This window comes from Saccharopolyspora shandongensis (genome assembly GCF_900106995.1).
GTDB classification, from domain to species: Bacteria; Actinomycetota; Actinomycetes; order Mycobacteriales; family Pseudonocardiaceae; genus Saccharopolyspora; species Saccharopolyspora shandongensis.
The window spans coordinates 1-16,690 of record NZ_FNOK01000099.1; the positions used below are offsets into that span (position 1 = coordinate 1).

The 16,690-nt window shown below is 65.7% G+C and carries 15 protein-coding genes and 2 pseudogenes; 7 read left to right on the forward strand and 10 right to left on the reverse strand.

Annotated features, from left to right (window positions below):
- Together BLW84_RS44660 and BLW84_RS48230 are read left to right on the forward strand one after the other, a co-directional pair.
- Positions 1–291, forward strand: a 291-nt coding sequence (locus BLW84_RS44660) for a transposase (protein ID WP_143061358.1), incomplete at its 5' end; no start/stop codon positions are given.
- Positions 292–351: 60 nt separating this feature from the next.
- On the forward strand, positions 352–657 hold the full coding sequence (locus tag BLW84_RS48230; protein ID WP_177227056.1) for a hypothetical protein: 306 nt from the start codon (positions 352–354) through the stop codon (positions 655–657).
- A gap of 9 nt (positions 658–666) precedes the next feature.
- Here BLW84_RS48230 and BLW84_RS44670 read toward each other — a convergent pair whose 3' ends face one another.
- Positions 667–957 (reverse strand): hypothetical protein, encoded by a 291-nt coding sequence (locus tag BLW84_RS44670; RefSeq protein ID WP_093278677.1) that lies wholly within the window; start codon positions 955–957, stop codon positions 667–669.
- 546 nt (positions 958–1,503) lie between these two features.
- Here BLW84_RS44670 and BLW84_RS47045 point away from each other — a divergent pair.
- Positions 1,504–2,394, forward strand: a complete 891-nt coding sequence (locus tag BLW84_RS47045; protein WP_143061359.1) for a hypothetical protein — start codon at positions 1,504–1,506, stop codon at positions 2,392–2,394.
- Here BLW84_RS47045 and BLW84_RS44680 read toward each other — a convergent pair.
- On the reverse strand, positions 2,342–2,677 hold the full coding sequence (locus BLW84_RS44680; RefSeq protein ID WP_093278678.1) for a hypothetical protein: 336 nt from the start codon (positions 2,675–2,677) through the stop codon (positions 2,342–2,344). The genes BLW84_RS47045 and BLW84_RS44680 overlap by 53 nt on opposite strands.
- A 137-nt stretch (positions 2,678–2,814) precedes the next feature.
- Positions 2,815–4,422: a PucR family transcriptional regulator gene (locus BLW84_RS44685; protein ID WP_093278680.1), complete on the reverse strand. Its 1,608-nt coding sequence runs from the start codon at positions 4,420–4,422 to the stop codon at positions 2,815–2,817.
- Between the two features lie 184 nt (positions 4,423–4,606).
- Here BLW84_RS44685 and BLW84_RS44690 point away from each other — a divergent pair, with 184 nt between their 5' ends.
- Both BLW84_RS44690 and BLW84_RS44695 read left to right on the forward strand, forming a co-directional pair.
- Complete coding sequence (locus BLW84_RS44690) at positions 4,607–6,643, forward strand: hydantoinase/oxoprolinase family protein (protein ID WP_093278681.1); 2,037 nt, start codon at positions 4,607–4,609, stop codon at positions 6,641–6,643.
- A 4-nt stretch (positions 6,644–6,647) separates the two neighbouring features.
- On the forward strand, positions 6,648–8,645 hold the full coding sequence (locus BLW84_RS44695; RefSeq protein WP_245761820.1) for a hydantoinase B/oxoprolinase family protein: 1,998 nt from the start codon (positions 6,648–6,650) through the stop codon (positions 8,643–8,645).
- A gap of 335 nt (positions 8,646–8,980) precedes the next feature.
- Here BLW84_RS44695 and BLW84_RS44700 read toward each other — a convergent pair.
- The 4 genes and pseudogenes from BLW84_RS44700 to BLW84_RS49750 form a co-directional block, all read right to left on the reverse strand.
- Positions 8,981–9,870, reverse strand: a pseudogene (locus BLW84_RS44700) (IS110 family RNA-guided transposase); the annotation flags it as partial.
- A gap of 36 nt (positions 9,871–9,906) precedes the next feature.
- Positions 9,907–10,071: pseudogene (locus BLW84_RS49745) on the reverse strand (IS110 family transposase); the annotation flags it as partial.
- Positions 10,072–10,444: 373 nt separating this feature from the next.
- Positions 10,445–10,624, reverse strand: coding sequence for a hypothetical protein (locus tag BLW84_RS44705; protein WP_245761821.1), 180 nt, complete (start codon positions 10,622–10,624; stop codon positions 10,445–10,447).
- Positions 10,621–11,439, reverse strand: coding sequence for an IS110 family transposase (locus BLW84_RS49750; RefSeq protein WP_245761822.1), 819 nt, complete (start codon positions 11,437–11,439; stop codon positions 10,621–10,623). The genes BLW84_RS44705 and BLW84_RS49750 overlap by 4 nt, the downstream gene beginning before the upstream one ends.
- Before the next feature lie 228 nt (positions 11,440–11,667).
- Between BLW84_RS49750 and BLW84_RS44715 the strand changes: the two genes are divergently transcribed.
- Positions 11,668–13,296 carry a GMC oxidoreductase gene (locus BLW84_RS44715; protein ID WP_245761823.1) on the forward strand — a complete coding sequence of 543 codons (1,629 nt, stop codon included), beginning with the start codon at positions 11,668–11,670 and terminating at the stop codon, positions 13,294–13,296.
- 172 nt (positions 13,297–13,468) lie between these two features.
- Here the strand turns inward: BLW84_RS44715 and BLW84_RS44720 are convergent, their stop codons facing one another.
- Both BLW84_RS44720 and BLW84_RS44725 read right to left on the reverse strand, forming a co-directional pair.
- Positions 13,469–14,389 (reverse strand): APC family permease, encoded by a 921-nt coding sequence (locus tag BLW84_RS44720; protein ID WP_245761824.1) that lies wholly within the window; start codon positions 14,387–14,389, stop codon positions 13,469–13,471.
- Between the two features lie 131 nt (positions 14,390–14,520).
- Positions 14,521–14,967 carry a GntR family transcriptional regulator gene (locus tag BLW84_RS44725; protein WP_093278683.1) on the reverse strand — a complete coding sequence of 149 codons (447 nt, stop codon included), beginning with the start codon at positions 14,965–14,967 and terminating at the stop codon, positions 14,521–14,523.
- Here BLW84_RS44725 and BLW84_RS50085 point away from each other — a divergent pair.
- On the forward strand, positions 14,966–15,283 hold the full coding sequence (locus BLW84_RS50085; protein WP_177227057.1) for a sigma factor-like helix-turn-helix DNA-binding protein: 318 nt from the start codon (positions 14,966–14,968) through the stop codon (positions 15,281–15,283). The two genes, BLW84_RS44725 and BLW84_RS50085, sit on opposite strands and share 2 nt — an antisense overlap.
- 315 nt (positions 15,284–15,598) lie before the next feature.
- Here the strand turns inward: BLW84_RS50085 and BLW84_RS44735 are convergent, their stop codons facing one another.
- Positions 15,599–15,802 carry a cold-shock protein gene (locus BLW84_RS44735; RefSeq protein WP_010310090.1) on the reverse strand — a complete coding sequence of 68 codons (204 nt, stop codon included), beginning with the start codon at positions 15,800–15,802 and terminating at the stop codon, positions 15,599–15,601.
- Positions 15,803–16,690: the final 888 nt, after the last annotated feature.

Sequence of the window (16,690 nt, forward strand, 5' to 3'; positions counted from 1 at the left end):
CAAGGCTACGAAGGCCCTCTGACCGGCCGCGACACCAAAACCATCCTCGGCCTGACGGTGGAGATCGTCTACCGCCAACCCGGCCAGAAAGGCTTCCAAGTCCTGCCCCGACGCTGGGTCATCGAACGCACCCTCGCCTGGATCAGCCGACGCCGACGCTGCGCCCGCGACTACGAACGCCTCCCCCAACACCACGCCACCATGGTCCACTGGGCCGCCATCATCCACATGACCCGCCGCCTCGCACGCCTACCACAACACCAACCACAAGATCCAAAACAGCCTCTATAGGCGATCCCCTTTCCAGGATGGGACTGCCGTGCCAGGTACAGGGCTTCGAGGTTGGCCATCGTGCCGCTGGTGGCCAGGTGGCCCACATGGCGGCGCAGGCCGAACATCTCGGCGAGCGCCGCGATGCACTCCCACTCCATCTCGACGAAGCATCGCCGTCAAGTAGCCGACCACGGCGGCCGGGTGCGGCGGCTTGACCATCTGCCCGGCGTACCGCGGATGAAAGAACAGGTGATTGTTCTCCAGCCGCTTGGCGAACCGTCAGAACTCCTCGGCGAACGCGTCGCCATCGACCGGGTGCATGGGTCGGCATCCGGAGCCACCACTACCTCGGTTGGTGTCGTGCTCTCTTCAGGCGGCGCCTGACCCGCGGGCTCAGAAGATCGGTCGGGGCAGCTGCGGGCTGTCGGCCCGCCCTACCACTAGGGCTGTAGTTGGCAGCCTCTCTTCGATGGTCCAATCCGGGCCGAGGTAAACGATCATCAGTCCGTTCGTGCGGAGGTAGTCGACCAGTGCCGTGTCGTCGCCGGTGATGTCGGCCAGGCGGGCCCGGAGACTCGCGAGCAGGCGGGCTTCCCTGACGTAGGTGTTCTTCATGACCGTTGTTGCCTGGGTGCGTGCGCTGATATGGCCGTAGCCGCAGCGGTAGCCGGCCCAGTTGTTCACCCTCTGCGAATCGAACCTCCGACCACATCGGCCACACACAATCACGTTGGCAGGACGGGGGTCCTGCTGGGGCCAGGTGCTTGCATATCACGGAACGCCTCGGCGACCGCCTTGCCGTCGTCGTACTCCTGCGGGGCGCAGACCCGGCACAGGAACCTCGATCTGCGGGGGTCGACTAGCTGCTCGGACAGCCACTGCGTCCGCCGCGAGCCGTCGGACTCCGGGCCGGGTGACCATCGCGGCGCCCAGGACGGTCACCAGGTCGCTGTGGTAGATCTTCTGCTTGGAGAAGGCATTGCGAGCGTAACCGCACCTGGTTGCGCTGCGGCGACCGCATGGTGCTCAGGATCGACTCGTAGTCTTGCAGTGCGTTGTCGTCGCCCTCGGTGCCTTCCATGATGCGGTCGAACTGGTTCGACGGCAGTGGCTGCGTTTCGGCCCCGGCTACCACGAGGCGCTCACCGCACTTTCGCACCAGTGTCCATGGGGACGTCCGCTTGACTCGAACGGCCGAACTTCACGCGAACTAGTTGAGGACCGTCCTTCGTGATCTCCATGCTGGGCTGCTGTCAGCTTATGCCTTGGCAGTGCGGAAGGGGACGTGTGGCAGATCGTCGAATCGGTGGCGCGGGCGGAGGCTCGGATCCAGCTCCGCGCAAGGGAAATACCGGAAGCGTCGTCGTTGCCGGCACGCTCGCCTTCGCACTCGCGTCGGGCAGCGGTGCGATGAGTGCAGGCTCGTCCGTCACAGCGGGGTCTGTAGCAGGTGAATCGGCAGTGAGTGGATCCGCGAATACGATGGCGCGAAATGCCGCGTCACGAAATCTCAAGGAGCACAAGACAGATGCCAAGCGGTCGGTTCGGCAGGGACGGGCAGACGACGCCTGGCAGCGGATGGGATTGCGCAGGTTGCGGCAGTCCGGCAAGATGCCAGCCGTCGATTGCGTTGCGCATTCGTTCGGGGAAGTCCGTGAGTTCCTGGTCCGCACTCCGTGCAAGTCGCTGGACAGGATCGTCTTCGTCGTCGGAGACGATCAAGGCAACGCGGCTGTCATTTCTGTGGCATGGGTCGAGTTCCGCAACCGCAGTACTGTCTGGAAGTTCCAGCGTCTGGAGGACCGCCACGGCACCGGCGACATCAGGCCGTTGGGCAGTTCTCTTCTCGACATGCACGATATCGAGTTCACCGGCCACTATTACTACGCAGAGCCGAGGGGAACCACGCTCACGATCGCGGAAGCGGAAACGATCTCCGGCACCTACAGTGAGGTGATCTCAGTGATTGCGCGGTGGTATCGAGTTGTCCAGCAATCCACCGAACTGGCTGTCGTGGTACTTGATGGTGCCGACAGCAGGTCCGGTGTCGAGTGCGGAACCGCCCCGATCAGCGGTGCGCCGATGTGGTCGAGAAGACGTCGGCGACCCAGCCGGCGATGAAATTGGTCGTCGGGGTGCTGTTGTCCGCAGCGACGAGCTCGACGCCGCCGTCGCGTTCGGCCATGATCTTCAGGTCGCGTCGCACGTTGTTCACCGCGGCGTCGTACTGCCGGTGCGCCATCTCGACCGGGACCTGGCGGTCGTTGCCGCCATGCAGCACGATGAACGGCATGCGTATGTTCGGGCTGGCTTCCACCAGGTTCATCCAGGACACGAACCGGGAGAGGTCGTCCAGCGTCGGCTGGCCGAAGGCCCAGAGCACGTGTTCCCAGAAGTGTGGCACCGACTTCTCGGCGGCGAGTTCGGCACTCTGTTGCAGTCGTCGCTGTCAGCAGCGCGAACGTCACCCAGAACCCGACGAGACCGGGAGGCTTCTTGCCCGGCTCGTGCGGCGGCATCCCAGTATCAGCTCGAGAACTATCATTCACTGGACAACTCGTTCCCGACGGTTGGTTCCACGCGGGCCACGATCTCGTCCTGGAAGGCGAGATAGAGGTTAGCGACGATCTTCGCCGCGGCGATTGGCCCGCCGACCAGCTGTTCGACATTGCGCAAGCGGTACCTGACCGTGTTCGGGTGCACAAAGAGTTTCTGTGCGGTCGCCTTCACGTCTTGATCAGTCGCCAGGTAGACCACGACGGTCTCAACCAGATCCGGCGCAGCGATCAACGACCCGAAGTGATGGTCCAGTCGGGCCGATACCCGGGCATCGTCGCGCCGGGTCAGCAGCCAGGTCGCGAAATCGACCTCGTCGAGACGCACGATGGTCTCGGCACTCCCCCGGTCCCGACGCCGGCTGACCACCTGCCAGGCGGTGTCAGCCTCTTCGAAGTACCGCGGCGTCACCGCGAGATCCGTCAACGGTCCGCTGGCCCCAGTCACATGCGTGCGGGCGAGAACATCCGTCCATGATCTCGCGGCCGGGCTGTCGGCGAGTACGGCGACCAAGCGAGTGGCCGGGTCTTCCTGGCGATACTCGTCGGACAGCACAACGGGCAGTCCCTCGGCGTGCGCTGCTTCGAGGAGCGATTCGGTCGTCCGTGCGGTGTCGATTTCGACTGGCGATCCGATCGGTCTGGCGATGACCACCCGGATCGGATCACCCACGCGGAACCCGAAGGCACGGAGCCGGTCCCAGGTCTGGCGGATTTGGGACGTCGTCACACCGGCCCGCAGTGCGGAGATGATTCGCACGGCCTCCGCCTGTGCCTGACTGATCACGAGGGAGCGTGCGGCGTTCGCGGCCGCGAGGACCCGCTCAGCGGTTTCCAACACGTCCGGACCGAGGTCGTTGATCACGGAGCTGGTGCGTGAGGCGATCGCGAGCCGAAACAACGACCCGCGCAGCGCGAAGGGACGCGTCGCGACCTCCCACTGCCCCACCGCGAAGCGCTGCGGTTCCGGCTCCCGGGCGGCGATCTCCTCCCAGATCAGCCGCAACGGTCCATGGCCGGTGGAGGCGACGATGTGTCCGGTTCCCTCATAAAGCACGGCCGCTCCTCGGGATAGCGTGCCCAACCGAATGACCAGTGCGTTGACCGGATCGCTCGCCGACAGGGCATGGAGCAGCTCGTTCTGTAGCCACACGGTACGTTGGAGCAGATACGTTTCCGTCGAGAGCACGCCACGGTTGACGAAGTCTTCGATGGCCAGGAACGGTGTACTGGCGGCGACCGTGAGCAGCGGGAAGTTTCGCTGTCGGGCGGCCTCGCGAAGCCCTCGAGGCACCTCCAGAAACTTCACGCCGATGCCGAACAGGAGGGCAGCGACATCCGCTGCGATCAGTTCGTCGATCAGTCGTGCCTGGGCTTTCCGATCAGTGGGGCGGTCCACAAAGCGCAGGCCGGTGGTCAACATGATCGACTGCGGCGGCAGCCACCGCGCGGGGTTCTCGATCTCGATTGAGTGCGCCGAGCGGATCACGGTCGACGGGTCACCAGGCTCGATCGCGGACAGCTGCAGGCTCGGCTCGTCGATGAGCTGCTGGAGGGTCAGCCGAGGATTCTGCTGACGAGTGTCGGACGCCATCACATCTCTCTGTGCTGTTGCGGTCACGGAGCGGGTCAATTTGTCAGGTAGAACAGATCGAACCACGAGAATCTGGAGTTCTTACAGTGACCGATGGCACAGCCGCAGGCAAGCTTCTTCGTACCAATCCGCAGCCGGCAGCGGGTGACCACCGTCCAACTCACGACTCCGAGGAGGTACACACATGTCGAAGCAACGTGTGGCCGTTGATGTCGGCGGCACATTCACCGACGTGTGCGTCTTTGACGAGGACAGCAGAACCACACGGGTCACCAAGGTTCCGTCGACTCCCGACGACCCGATGCGCGCCGTGCTCCACGGTGTCCAGCGCAGCGGCATCGACCTGGACAACGTGTCCCTGTTCTCGCACGGCACGACGGTGGCGACCAACGCGCTGATCACCCGGAACTTCCGGCCGGCGGCGATGGTGACCACCACAGGATTCCGCGACGTCATCGAGATTCGCGACGGGACCAAGGACGATCTCTGGGATGCCTATCGTGACGTGGCGCCCCCGCATATCCGTCGTCGAGATCGATTCGAGGTCACCGAACGCATCGACTATGCCGGTCGCGTGGTGACGCCACTCGACGAGGACGAGGCCCGCCGGCTCGCCGCGCTGCTGCGCAAACGCGGCACCGAGTCGGTCGCGGTCTGCTTCGTGAACTCCTATGTGAACCCGGCGCATGAGATTCGGATGCGGGAGATCCTCGAAGAGGAGCTGCCCGGTGTCACCATCTCCACCAGCGCGGAAATCCTTCCGGAGATCTTCGAACACGATCGCTTCAACACGACCGTCGCCAACGCGCTGCTCGGACCGCTGGTGAACGGTTACGTGCAACGCCTGGCCGACGAGCTACAGGCCGCCGGCTACTCGGGAGACCTCCTACTGTTGCACTCCGGTGGCGGGTCGATGCATCCAGGGATGGTCACGCGCTATCCCGTTCGTCTGGCGGCTTCGGGCATCGCGGCCGGTGCGATCGCGGCCCGGCATGTGGCGTCCCAGTGCGGTTACCCCAACGCCATCGGTCTGGACATGGGTGGCACCAGCACGGACATCTCACTCGTGCACGACGGCGAACTCCGCGTGACGAAGGAATGGTCCGTCGAGTACGGGTACCCGATCATCTTCCCGTCCATCGAGGTGCTGACCATCGGCGCGGGTGGCGGCTCGATCGCCCACCTCGACGCGGCCGGTTCGCTGCGTAACGGTCCGCAGTCGGCGGGTGCCGCGCCGGGGCCGGCGTGCTACGGCAGCGGCGGCACGGAGCCGACCAACTCGGACGCGAACCTCGTGCTGAACCGCCTGGGCAAGTCGCTGGCCGGTGGCGCGAAGGTACTCTCGCCCGAACTCGCGGAAAAGGCTGTCCAGGAAGCCGTCGCACGGCCGCTCGGTCTCCCGCTGGACCAGGCCGCCAGTTCGGTCCTGAAGGTCGCCAACGCAAACATGGCCGACGCCGTCCGGCTGATCTCCATCCGGCGCGGCTACGATCCACGCGACTTCACCCTGGTGGCATTCGGCGGAGCGGGCGCACTGCACGGCGCGGAGGTGGCCAGGGAACTCGGCCTCCCGACGGTCGTCGTTCCGCCGAACCCCGGGGTCACCTCGGCGCTCGGCTGTCTGCTGGTCGACATCCGGCACGACCTGTCGGCGATGTTCGACGCGGTCAGTGACTCCGCCGACCTCGACGAGTTCGAAAACGCCTTCGCCAGTTTGGAGGCCGAAGCCTCGGCACGGCTACGGCATGAACGAGTCAGCCCGGAAGACGCCGTACTGCAGCGGACGGTCTCCATGCGCTACCTCGGCCAGTGGCGCTCGCTGACCATCAAATGTGGGCAGGGTCCGGACGCTCTGGCAAAGGCCGTCGAGTTGTTCCATGAACAACACGAACGCGAGTATTCCTTCCGACGGGACGAAACACCGGTGCAGATCTACCAGCTCGGTCTGACCGCCATCGGCGTCACACCCAAACCGACGTTCGCGGCGCACGACGCGTCGCCCCGGCCGGCACCCACTCCCCCGACGACACGCGAGGTGTACTTCGAAGGCCCAGGTTGGGTCGAAACCCCGGTCTACGAACGAACCGCGTTGCCGGCGGGAAGCCGGATGACCGGACCCGCGATCATCGACCAGCTGGACTCCACCACCGTCGTGCCGCCGGACACCACCGCGGAGATCGACGAGTGGCTGAACATCCGCATCCACCTGACGGAGGCGTGAGGCGATGACCACCACCATGCCGCAACAACAGAAATCCACGCCACCGGTGACGCCGGCCGGCCTCGACCCGGTGACCTTTGAGGTACTGAAAAATGCGTTCGTCACCGCCGTAGACCTGATGAGCGAGCAGATCATGCGCACCTGCTACTCGTTCGTCATCTACGCTCGCGACTTCTCCTCCGCGCTGTGTGACGCGGAAGGCAACGTCGTGATGCAGGGCAGCGCCGATATCGCAGTCCACGTCGGCACCCTGCACTTCCAGTGCAAAGCGGTGCTGGAGGAGTTCGGCGACGACATCGGTCCCGGTGACGTCTTCGCGGTGAACGACCCATACCGAGGCGGTACGCACTTCAACGACGTCAGCTTTATCCGGCCGATCTTCGTCGGTTCGGAGATCATCGGCTTCGCGCAGAACAAGGGCCACTGGGCCGACATCGGCGGCAACGTCCCCGGCTCATTCGACGTCAACGCCAAGGAACACTTCAGCGAGGGACTACGGATCACCCCGGTCCGGGTCTGGCGACGTGGACATGCGCTGCACGATGTGGCGCAGCTGTTGGTGTCCAACACCCGGGCGCCCTATAGCTGCATGGGTGATCTGAACGCACAGGCCGAGGCGACGGCCGTTTGTGAACGCGACATTCTTCGGCTGGTCGACCGCTACGGCAAGGACACCGTGGTGGCCGCGATGACCGGAGCCCAGGACTACGTCGAGCGGATCGTCCGGCACAAGCTGGCCGAACTACCGCACGGTGAGTGGGAAACGGTCGACTACCTCGACGCCGACCCGGCCAGGCCCGAGGGACTGGTCCCGATCGCGGTGAAGATGCGGATCGACGACGACGGCATTCACTACGATCTGTCCGGAAGCGCGCCGGCCGTATCGACCTTCCTCAACTCGGGGTATGGGACGACATATTCGGCGCTGTACGCCGGGACGAAAACGTTCTTCCCGGACGTGCCGCTCAACTCCGGGTTGTATCGGGTGGTGCACGCCGACATCGGTCCTGCCGGCACCGTGGTCAATGCCAGCTGGCCGACCGCCGTGACCGGATTCTGTTCCGGACCCTACGAAAAACTGATGAACGCGCTGTTCGAGATCTGGTCGAAGGTCATGCCCGAACGAGCGATGGGATGTGCCTTCAACCTCGAATATCTGCTGGTCGGCGGCAAGGACGGGCGAACCAACGATCGGCCCTATTTCATGTGGTACGACTGGATGGCCGGCGGCTGGGGTGGCCGGGCCACCAAGGACGGGTCTGGCGCGACCGCGCCCGTGTTCGGGGCGGGGCTCGCCGTTCAGCCGGTCGAAGGGCAGGAACGGCTCTCGCCGGTGTTGACCACAGGCCACGCCATCGTGACGGATTCCGGTGGCCCGGGACGGTTCCGGGGTGGCTGCGGTTTGGAAAAGGGCGGTGTGCTCACCGACTGCGAAAACACGGTGATGTCGTACTGCTGCGACCGTGCCCGGTCTATCACCTGGGGCATCAGTGGTGGTCTGCCGTCACTACCGCACGGGGTGTGGCTGAACAAAGGCACCGAACACGAACGGTTCCTCGGCGCGACGTTCTCCAACGTGCCGATCGAACCCGGCGACACCTTCACCCGCCCCTCCGCGGGCGGTGGCGGCTACGGCGACCCACTCACCCGGGATCCAGCGGACGTTGCCGAGGACGTCATCGACGGCTATGTGTCCATCGAGCGCGCGGCCAAGGACTACGGCGTTGTCGTCGTGCCCATCGATCCTGAGCTGGACCAGTACGAAGTGGACAGTGCAGCGACCGAACGGCTGCGCGCATGCATCGCCACGGAACGCCGGAGTTGGCTGCAGGCGGATCCGCACGACATCGCCGCCAAGTACCGCGCAGGCGAACTGGACATGCTCGACCTCATCCGGCGATACGGCGTGATCGTCGACTGGGGTACTGGCGAACTCTTCGAAACCACGACTCGTCAGTACCGCGATCTGCTGCACAAACGCGCCGAATCCTACTGGGCCTGACCTGTAGCCCATCCCACACAAGGCGTCTGCCCCGCCGGGTCCACCGGCTCGGCGGGGCAGACCTCGGTCTCTACAGCGCCTCGTTGTATCGCGTCCTACGCTGCCGCGTCGAACGCGACGTGCCTTCGGGAGCCTTCATGACCACCACCCACGAGCCAACGGCTCTGCGTATGAGAAGTACCGACGATCCGCGCGTCCTCGCCGCCGCCGCGAGTGAGGACTACTCACTGCACGTCGTACCGAGGGGGGACTGTGCAGCGAACGGTGTTTCCGGTCCGATACGCCGGGCGGAGGTCCGGCGGGATGGGCACTGTGAGTGATTCCCAATGATGTTGTCAAGCGGCGATCACGGCGGGTCCGGCTTGGTATTCCGTGTTGTCGCGCAGCATGGCCCGTAGGACGTTGAGTCGTCGGCGGGCCAGTGCGATGACGGCCTGGGTGTGGCGTTTTCCTTCGGTTCTCTTGCGGTCGTAGTAGGTCTTGGATGCGGCGCACCAGCGGATGCTGGCTAGCGCGGAGAGGTAGAAGGCGCGTAGCAGGCGACGGTCATAGCGGCGTGGCCGGTGTAGGTTTCCGCTGACGCGTCCGGAATCACGGGGTGCGGGTGCGAGCCCGGCGACGCCGGCGAGACGGTCTGCGGTGCCGAATACGGTCATGTCCCCGCCGGTGGAGGCGAGGAATTCGGCGCCCAGCAAGGGGCCGAAGCCGGGAAGACTCAGGATGATCTTGGCGTGTTGGTGTTGGCGGAATCGGCTCTCGATGAGGGTGTCGACTTCGGCGATTTCTTCGTTGAGAGCGATCACCCCTTTCGCCAGCCGGGAGACCATGTCTGCGGCGAGTCGTTGGCCAGGCAGCGTGGTGTGTTGTGCAGTGGCGGCTTCGATCGCGGTGGCTGCGACGGCGGTGGCGTTGCGGATCTTTCGGTTGCGCAGCCAGGATTCCAGCCGGGACTGTCCGAGCCGGCGCAACGTGTCGGGGGTTGGTAGCCGGTCAGCAGGATGAGCGCGGCTTTGCTGGCGCTGTAGTCGAAAGATCGTTCCAGTGCGGGAAAGTATTCCAGCAGCTGAGCGCGCAGTCGGTTGATGGTGCGGGGGCGATCGCAGATCAGATCAGTGCGGCGCGCGGTCAGGATCCTCAGGTCCACGCTGATCTCATCACCTGGCCGCAACGGTTGCAGGTCGCGGCGCATGCGGGCTTGGTCGGCGATGACCGCCGCGTCCTTGGCGACGCTCCTATAGGTCAAGTTGGTCAGACCTGGATGTCACGCTGCTGGCTGGCCCGATGGTGGGATGGCTGCTGTCGTAGCGAGGTTGTCGCTGGTGAGCGCTTTGAAGATCTCGCGTGCGAGATAACGCTTGAGGCAGCGGAGGATCTCGGGCTTGGTCTTGCCTTCGGCAGTTCGTCGGGCTGCGTAGGCGCGGGCGCGAGGGGCGTAGCTAAAGCGATTTTCCGCGTCGGGATCGCCGCCGACCGTCGCTGGAGGCCCTGGGCGGGTTCACGCCGCTGATCTTCGACGAGCCGTGAGCGTCCGCGCACTTGGATCAGGTGCGCGCAGGTCGCGCCAACCCGGCCTGCGCGCACTTGCGCAGCGCGCCATAGCCGGCGTCGACCAGGTAGGTGCGGTCCCCGACGACCACTGCGGTTGCGGCGCCCTGGCGCTGGGTACGGCCCAGCGGCCGTGCCCAGCAGGACCACTCGAAGTGGTCCGTCGCCCATCTCCCCTGTGAGCCGAACCGCGTCGGCGGGCACAGCTTCAGAGGGACTCCCCAGCCCGAACGGGTCAGCGCACAAAGATTCGTTCACGGTGACAGCTCCTCCAAGGTGCGTCCCTTCGTCTCCTCCGCGAACAGCATGGCCACCATCGCACCGACCAGCGTGATGCCGCCGGTCGCGAAGAACACGGCCGACAAGTTCGAGCCACCTGCGTACAGCAGACCCACGAGTACCGGGCCAGTGATCAGACCGAGGCGGTTCATCATGCCCCCATGCTGCAACCGAGCGCGCGGCTGCGAGTGGGGTACAGCTCCGGGGATGCTCCTATAGATGTCAAGCTGCGGGAGGGAGGTTGGTTTGTGTGCTTCGGAGCGCATGCGTTCGGGGTTGTCCCCGGCCGAGGCCAGCAGCTGCCCCGCGGTTTCGGGGCCGACGCCGAACAGGTCCAGCAGCTGGGGGCGGCCTGGCGGGTTAGTAGACCGAGTTGCGCATCCAGCTCGGCGATCTCGTCATCCATCGTCTGGTGACGGTGTGACAGGCGTCGTAATGCCTCTCGGGTCGCTGTCAGTGGGTGCGAGAGGTCCTTGCCCGGCTGTAGTCGGGCGAGGGTGCGGATCAATGTGGTCCGATCCAGTCCCGCAACTTGTTCGCGCAGCATCGCCGGGGCGGACACCAGCAGGCCACGGATCTGGTTCATCGCCTGGGTGCGGGCCTTGACCGCGCTGCGGCGCGCGACCCGCAACACCCGGACCGCTTCGACCACGCCGTCCCGACTTTTCGGGATGCCGCCGGCCCGCCCGGACAGTACTGCTGTCGCAGCCGCGTAGGCGTCAATCGGGTCGGACTTGCCGTTCATGCGGCGGGTCTTGCGGTCTGGGCGGTCCACGTCGACGACGGTGACCCCGGCCGCGGTCAGAACCCGGACAAGCTCGGCCCCGTAAGCACCAGTGCCCTCCACCTCGACCATGATCAGCGTGCCGTGGACACGCATCCACTCCAGCAGGTGCCGGTACCCGTCGATCGTGGCCGGGAACTCCTGATCGACCAGATGCCGACCGACGGAATCGATCGGGGCGCTCATTTTAGTCCACAAGGGACGCTTATCGGAGAATGTCCTGAAACCCCTGGACATCCCATCACCACGACCTGAACGCGGCACCGAAACGATCGGATGCCACTCCCCTCTCCTCGCAGAGACCCGCCCGGTTTCACACCAGCGGGTGAAAATTGTTCACGTTTTCCCTGATAACGCGAATTGGATTCAGATTGGTGATTGTCGCCTTGCTGTCGCGAGGTGACCATGGGGAACATGACCTCCCCTCTGTCTCGCAGGCGGTTCCTCGGTTTCGCGGCCCTGAACTCCGCTGCCCTGCTCGGCCTCAACACGATCTCCACGACGACGGCGTCGGCCGCAACGCGCCCCGGCGGCCCCGTGCCCGCCGTGATCATCGGCACGGGCTATGGCGCCGCCGTCACTGCGCTGCGCCTCGGCGAGGCAGGCATTCCCACGGTGATGCTCGAGATGGGCAGGCTCTGGGACACACCTGCGACCGACGGCAACGTCTTCTGCAACATGCTCCGCCCGGACGGGCGCGCGATGTGGCTGAAGGACCGCACTTTGGCGCCGCTGGCGTCTTTTCTGTGGATGGACGTCATCAACCACGACATCAAGCGCTACCCGGGTGTGCTCGACCGCGTCGACCACGGCGACATGTCGGTCTACCTCGGTCGCGGTGTCGGTGGCGGTTCGCTGGTCAACGGCGCGATGGCCGTGGTGCCCAAGCGGAACTACTTCGAGGAGATCCTGCCTGCCGTCGACGCCGCGGAGATGTACGGCAAGTACTTCCCGCGCGCCACCTCGACGCTCGGGGTCAACCACGTCGATCCCGACTGGTTCGAGACTTGTGACTCCTACCAGTTCGCCCGGCTGTCCCGCGAGCACGCCCACCGGGCGGGTCTGAAAACGACATTCGTGCCCAGCGTCTACGACTTCGATTACCTGCGGCGGGAGGAGGCCGGTGAGGTTCCCTGCTCGGCGCTCGCCGGCGAGGTGATCTACGGCAACAACCACGGCAAGCGCTCGCTGGACAAGACCTACCTCGCCGATGCGCTCGGCACGGGCAACGTGACCATCCGTGCGATGCACGAGGTGCGGGCGATCCGCCGTGACGAAGCCCGCGGCTACGTGCTCACGGTGCACCGGCGCGACGATTCCGGGGAAATCGTCGAGAGAACGGAGATCGCGACGGAGCGCCTGTTCCTGGGAGCGGGCAGCCTCGGCTCGACCGAACTGCTGCTGCGCGCGCGGGACACCGGAACTCTGCCGGGACTCGGTGCGGAGATCGGGCAGGGCTGGGGCCCGAACGGCAACGTCATGCTCGGCCGGGCGAACCACGTCTGGGACACCACGGGACGCACGCAGTCCGGGATGCCCGCACTCGGCATCGACTCGTGGGACGACCCCGAACACCCGGTTTTCGCCGAGATCGCGCCGGTTCCGGCCGGTGTCGAGCTGTGGGTCAGCCTCTACCTGGCAATCACGAAGAACCCCGAACGCGGCCACTTCAGCTACGACCCCGCCACCGACTCCGCGCGCCTGCACTGGAACGCCGAGCAGGGGCAGCTCTCGATCCAGCAGGCGAAGGCGCTGTTCGACAAGATCAACCGCACGAACGGAACCATCTACCGCACAGACCTCTTCGGCGACACCCGACCGTTCGAGAACCGCTTCACCTACCACCCGCTCGGCGGGCTCCTGCTCGGCGAAGCCACCGACGACTACGGCCGGGTGCGCGGCTACCCGGGCCTCTACGTCACCGACGGCTCGCTGATCCCTGGCAGCACCGGCGTGAACCCGTTCGTCACGATCACCGCCCTCGCCGAACGCAACATCGAACGCGTCCTCGCCGAAGACCGGCTGACCCCGGTCGGCAGCTGAGGCGCGGTGGTTGGTCAGCTCTGGCGACGGGCGAGGGCGATGGCGCGGGCGGCCAGTACCACTGCGAAGACGGCGACGCCGGCCAGAGCCGACTGCCAGGGCAGGGTGGCGACCAGGACCAGGCAGCCGAGCAGACCGGCGATGTTGAGCCAGCGCGGCCATCGGCGCTAGCTCAGCGGGTTGCGTCCAGGCCGAGGCGTTGGCGATGGCGATGGCGATGGCGATGGCGATGGCGTAGCAGACGAGCACTCCGACCACGGCGAGGACGAGTTCGGCGTGGTGCGGCACCCGGTACCGCGGGTGCACTGCGGCCAACCAGCCCGGCAGGTCGCGGTTGCGCGCCATGGCCAGGGGTGCGGCCGATCCCGGCGATCAGCGTCAGCAACGCCCCGAGGCCCGCCACCACACCACCGATGCGCACGACCGTGGCGAGCGAACCGGCACCGGCGGCTTGCAGTGCTTCGGTGAGCGGAGCAGTCGCGGCGGCAAGGCGGTCGGGTCCGAACGCGGTGAGCACGGCCAGGCCCACGACGGCGTAGACGATCACGGTGATGCTCAGAGCGAGCGGGATGGCGCGCGGGATCGTCCGATGTGGATCGCGGACCTCCTCCCCCAGCGTCGCGATGCGCGCGTAGCCCGCGAAGGCGAAGAACAGCAGCCCTGCCGCCTGCAGGATGCCGTAGGGACCACCGGAGACCATCGCTGCCCAGCCGAGGTGATCGACGTGGACGCCGTTCGCGAAGATGCCGATCACCACCACGGTCAGCGCGATCAAGCTGAGCGCGACCAGCACGCGGGTCAGCGCTGCGGTCTTGGTGACGCCGCGGTAGTTCAGCGCGGTCAGGGCTAGCACTGCGGCGACCGCGACGATCTTCTGCAGCCACCCCAGACCCGGAACCGCGTAGGTGGCAATGGTCAACGCCATGGCCGCGCAGGAGGCCGTTTTGCCGATCACGAAGCCCCAACCGGCGGCGAAGCCCCACCACGGGCCGAGCCGTTCCCGGCCGTAGACGTAGGATCCGCCCGAGATCGGATGCGCTGCGGCCAGTTGAGCGGAGGCCACGGCGTTGCAATAGGCGATGGCCGCAGCCAAGCACCAAGCCGATCATCAGTCCGCTGCCAGCAGCTTTCGCCACCGAGCCGAACGCGGCGAACACACCGGCACCGATCATCGAGCGCTTCCGCGTCGCCACCTGATCGAGCACCGCGCAGTAGTCCTCGCGCTCAGTCTTCGAGGTAGGTCGAGATGTGCTTCTCGATCTCGGCTTGCGCCCGTTCCGGGTCGCCGGAACGCAGCGCCTGCAGGAGTTCTCGGTGCTGGGCCAGGACCGCGGTGGGGTCGTCGTGGTGCGGTGCGTCGCGGAGGAAGTAGGCGCGCACTCGTGGCTGGATCAGGCGCCAGATCTGCAGCGACTGGGTGTGGCTCGATGCCGCGATCACCGCTTCGTGGAACGCGACGTCCAGATCGGCGAGTCGGCTCGGATCGAGCGCCGCAGTCGCGCTGTCCATCGCGGCAACGATCTGGTCGAGGTGGTCCACGAATTCCGGGTCCTGCCGCGACGCCGCAGCGCGGAATGCTGTCGGGTTCCAAAAGTCGGCTGCGGCCGTGACCTGTACTGATCGACACACCGCGGCGATCCAGGAATGATCGTGCGCCGTGTCGTTGCGCATGCTCTACCTGATCTTCATCCGACTTGCGGACTGGCTGGTATTGCTCGGCCGTTCGTCGGCGGCCAAGGATGCGGAGTTGCTGGTCCTACGCCACGAGGTCGCCGTGCTGCGCAGAACGACCCCCAAACCGCGCCTGGACTGGGCGGACCGGGCAATCCTTGCAGCGCTCATCACCGACGGCCGGCCGCGCACCCTGGACGAGATCGGCCACGTATACGGCGTGACCCGGGAGCGCATCCGGCAGATCGAGTCCAAGACCATGTCCAAGCTGCGTCACCCGTCCCGCGCTCAGGCGCTGCGCGACTACCTCGACTGAACTCCCGCTGACCTGGGCACCAGGACGGTGGCCCGGCGGTCGGCGTCACCGACATCGAGATCATCCGGACCCACAAGGTGGCCAACGGGATGCACTCCGCGATCATCCGCGCGATCCAGCGTTGCCGTACCCCACAGGTGCACAGGGCCTGTCGGCACTGACGATCAAGCATTGACCCGTTGGAGTAACGATTCGTTGGCCCGGTGACTGCCGACTAGCAAGGTCAACCTCGAACCACCGCCAGGGGCCGTATGCGTTCCAGCGACTGAACGACGCGCCCGCACCGCGAGGAACGGGCGCGTCGGCGTTCAGTCCTCAGATAACACGCACACCCTGAGCCTGCGGACCCTTCTGACCCTGTCCGATCTCGAACTCAACGCGCTGGCCTTCATCGAGAGACTTAAAGCCGCTGCCCTGGATCTCCGAGAAGTGCACGAAGACGTCAGGACCACCGCCATCCTGCGCGATGAACCCGAAGCCCTTCTCACCGTTGAACCACTTCACACTGCCTTGCGCCATGCCTACATCTCCCTGCGGCGCCGCCTTGTCCCCACAGTGAGGCCAGCCGACTACCGGATACGAAACCACAAGCATTGCAGCCTCCCCCTCAGCCAGCTGGAGCGGGTACTGAACCCGGCCAGCAACGCAGACCTGCCCCCCACCCACTGCCCACAACTCGATCATTACAGGGCACGGCGATCAGTCCCGCGTAGCCACACCCGATGCCAACCCCTCATCAGCGCACAGCAGCCAAACGGCCATTACACCGATCTACGGCACGCACCGACACCCTCGCAGACACGCTCGCCACGACCATCGCGACCCCCAGCTATAGATGACGGCTGCGGCACAAGCTGCCCAGCCATGGCCGCCGCTCCGCCGCGCAACCATGTTTCTTGCTGAATTGACATGCCGCTGTACTTTCCGTGCCAACATGACCAAGTCTGACCGCATGGACTGGTGTTTCCGCGCGATGTGATCGCTCGGCAGGTGCCTGGTGTCCGCTCTACTTGATCGCTCGCAGCCCGGCAACCGCGACCGCTCAGCGGCATGAGCGTGCACTGATCCAAGATCGCCGCGGCGAGACAAGCTGTCGCCCCCCGTTACCTTTTTCGTAGCTCCTGATCTAGGAGTTGTGGTCGCCAGGTCCGGCATGACTGACGCCCCCAGTCGTAGGCATGATCCGGGGGGTGGTGTCACCGGGCCTGGTGGCATCGACCGACCGCTGATAGGGACACGGCCGCCTGCTGGGCAGGTCTCGTCGTAACGTGGGTGCCGGCGCTCGATGCTCGACCGGCGACCACCCGAGACAAACGAACGGCACGGTGGATGAGCAGCGATTTCGGTGTGTTCCTCGGCCTGGACGTAGGGAAAGGCGAGCATCACGCAGTGGGCGTGGCTCCGGAC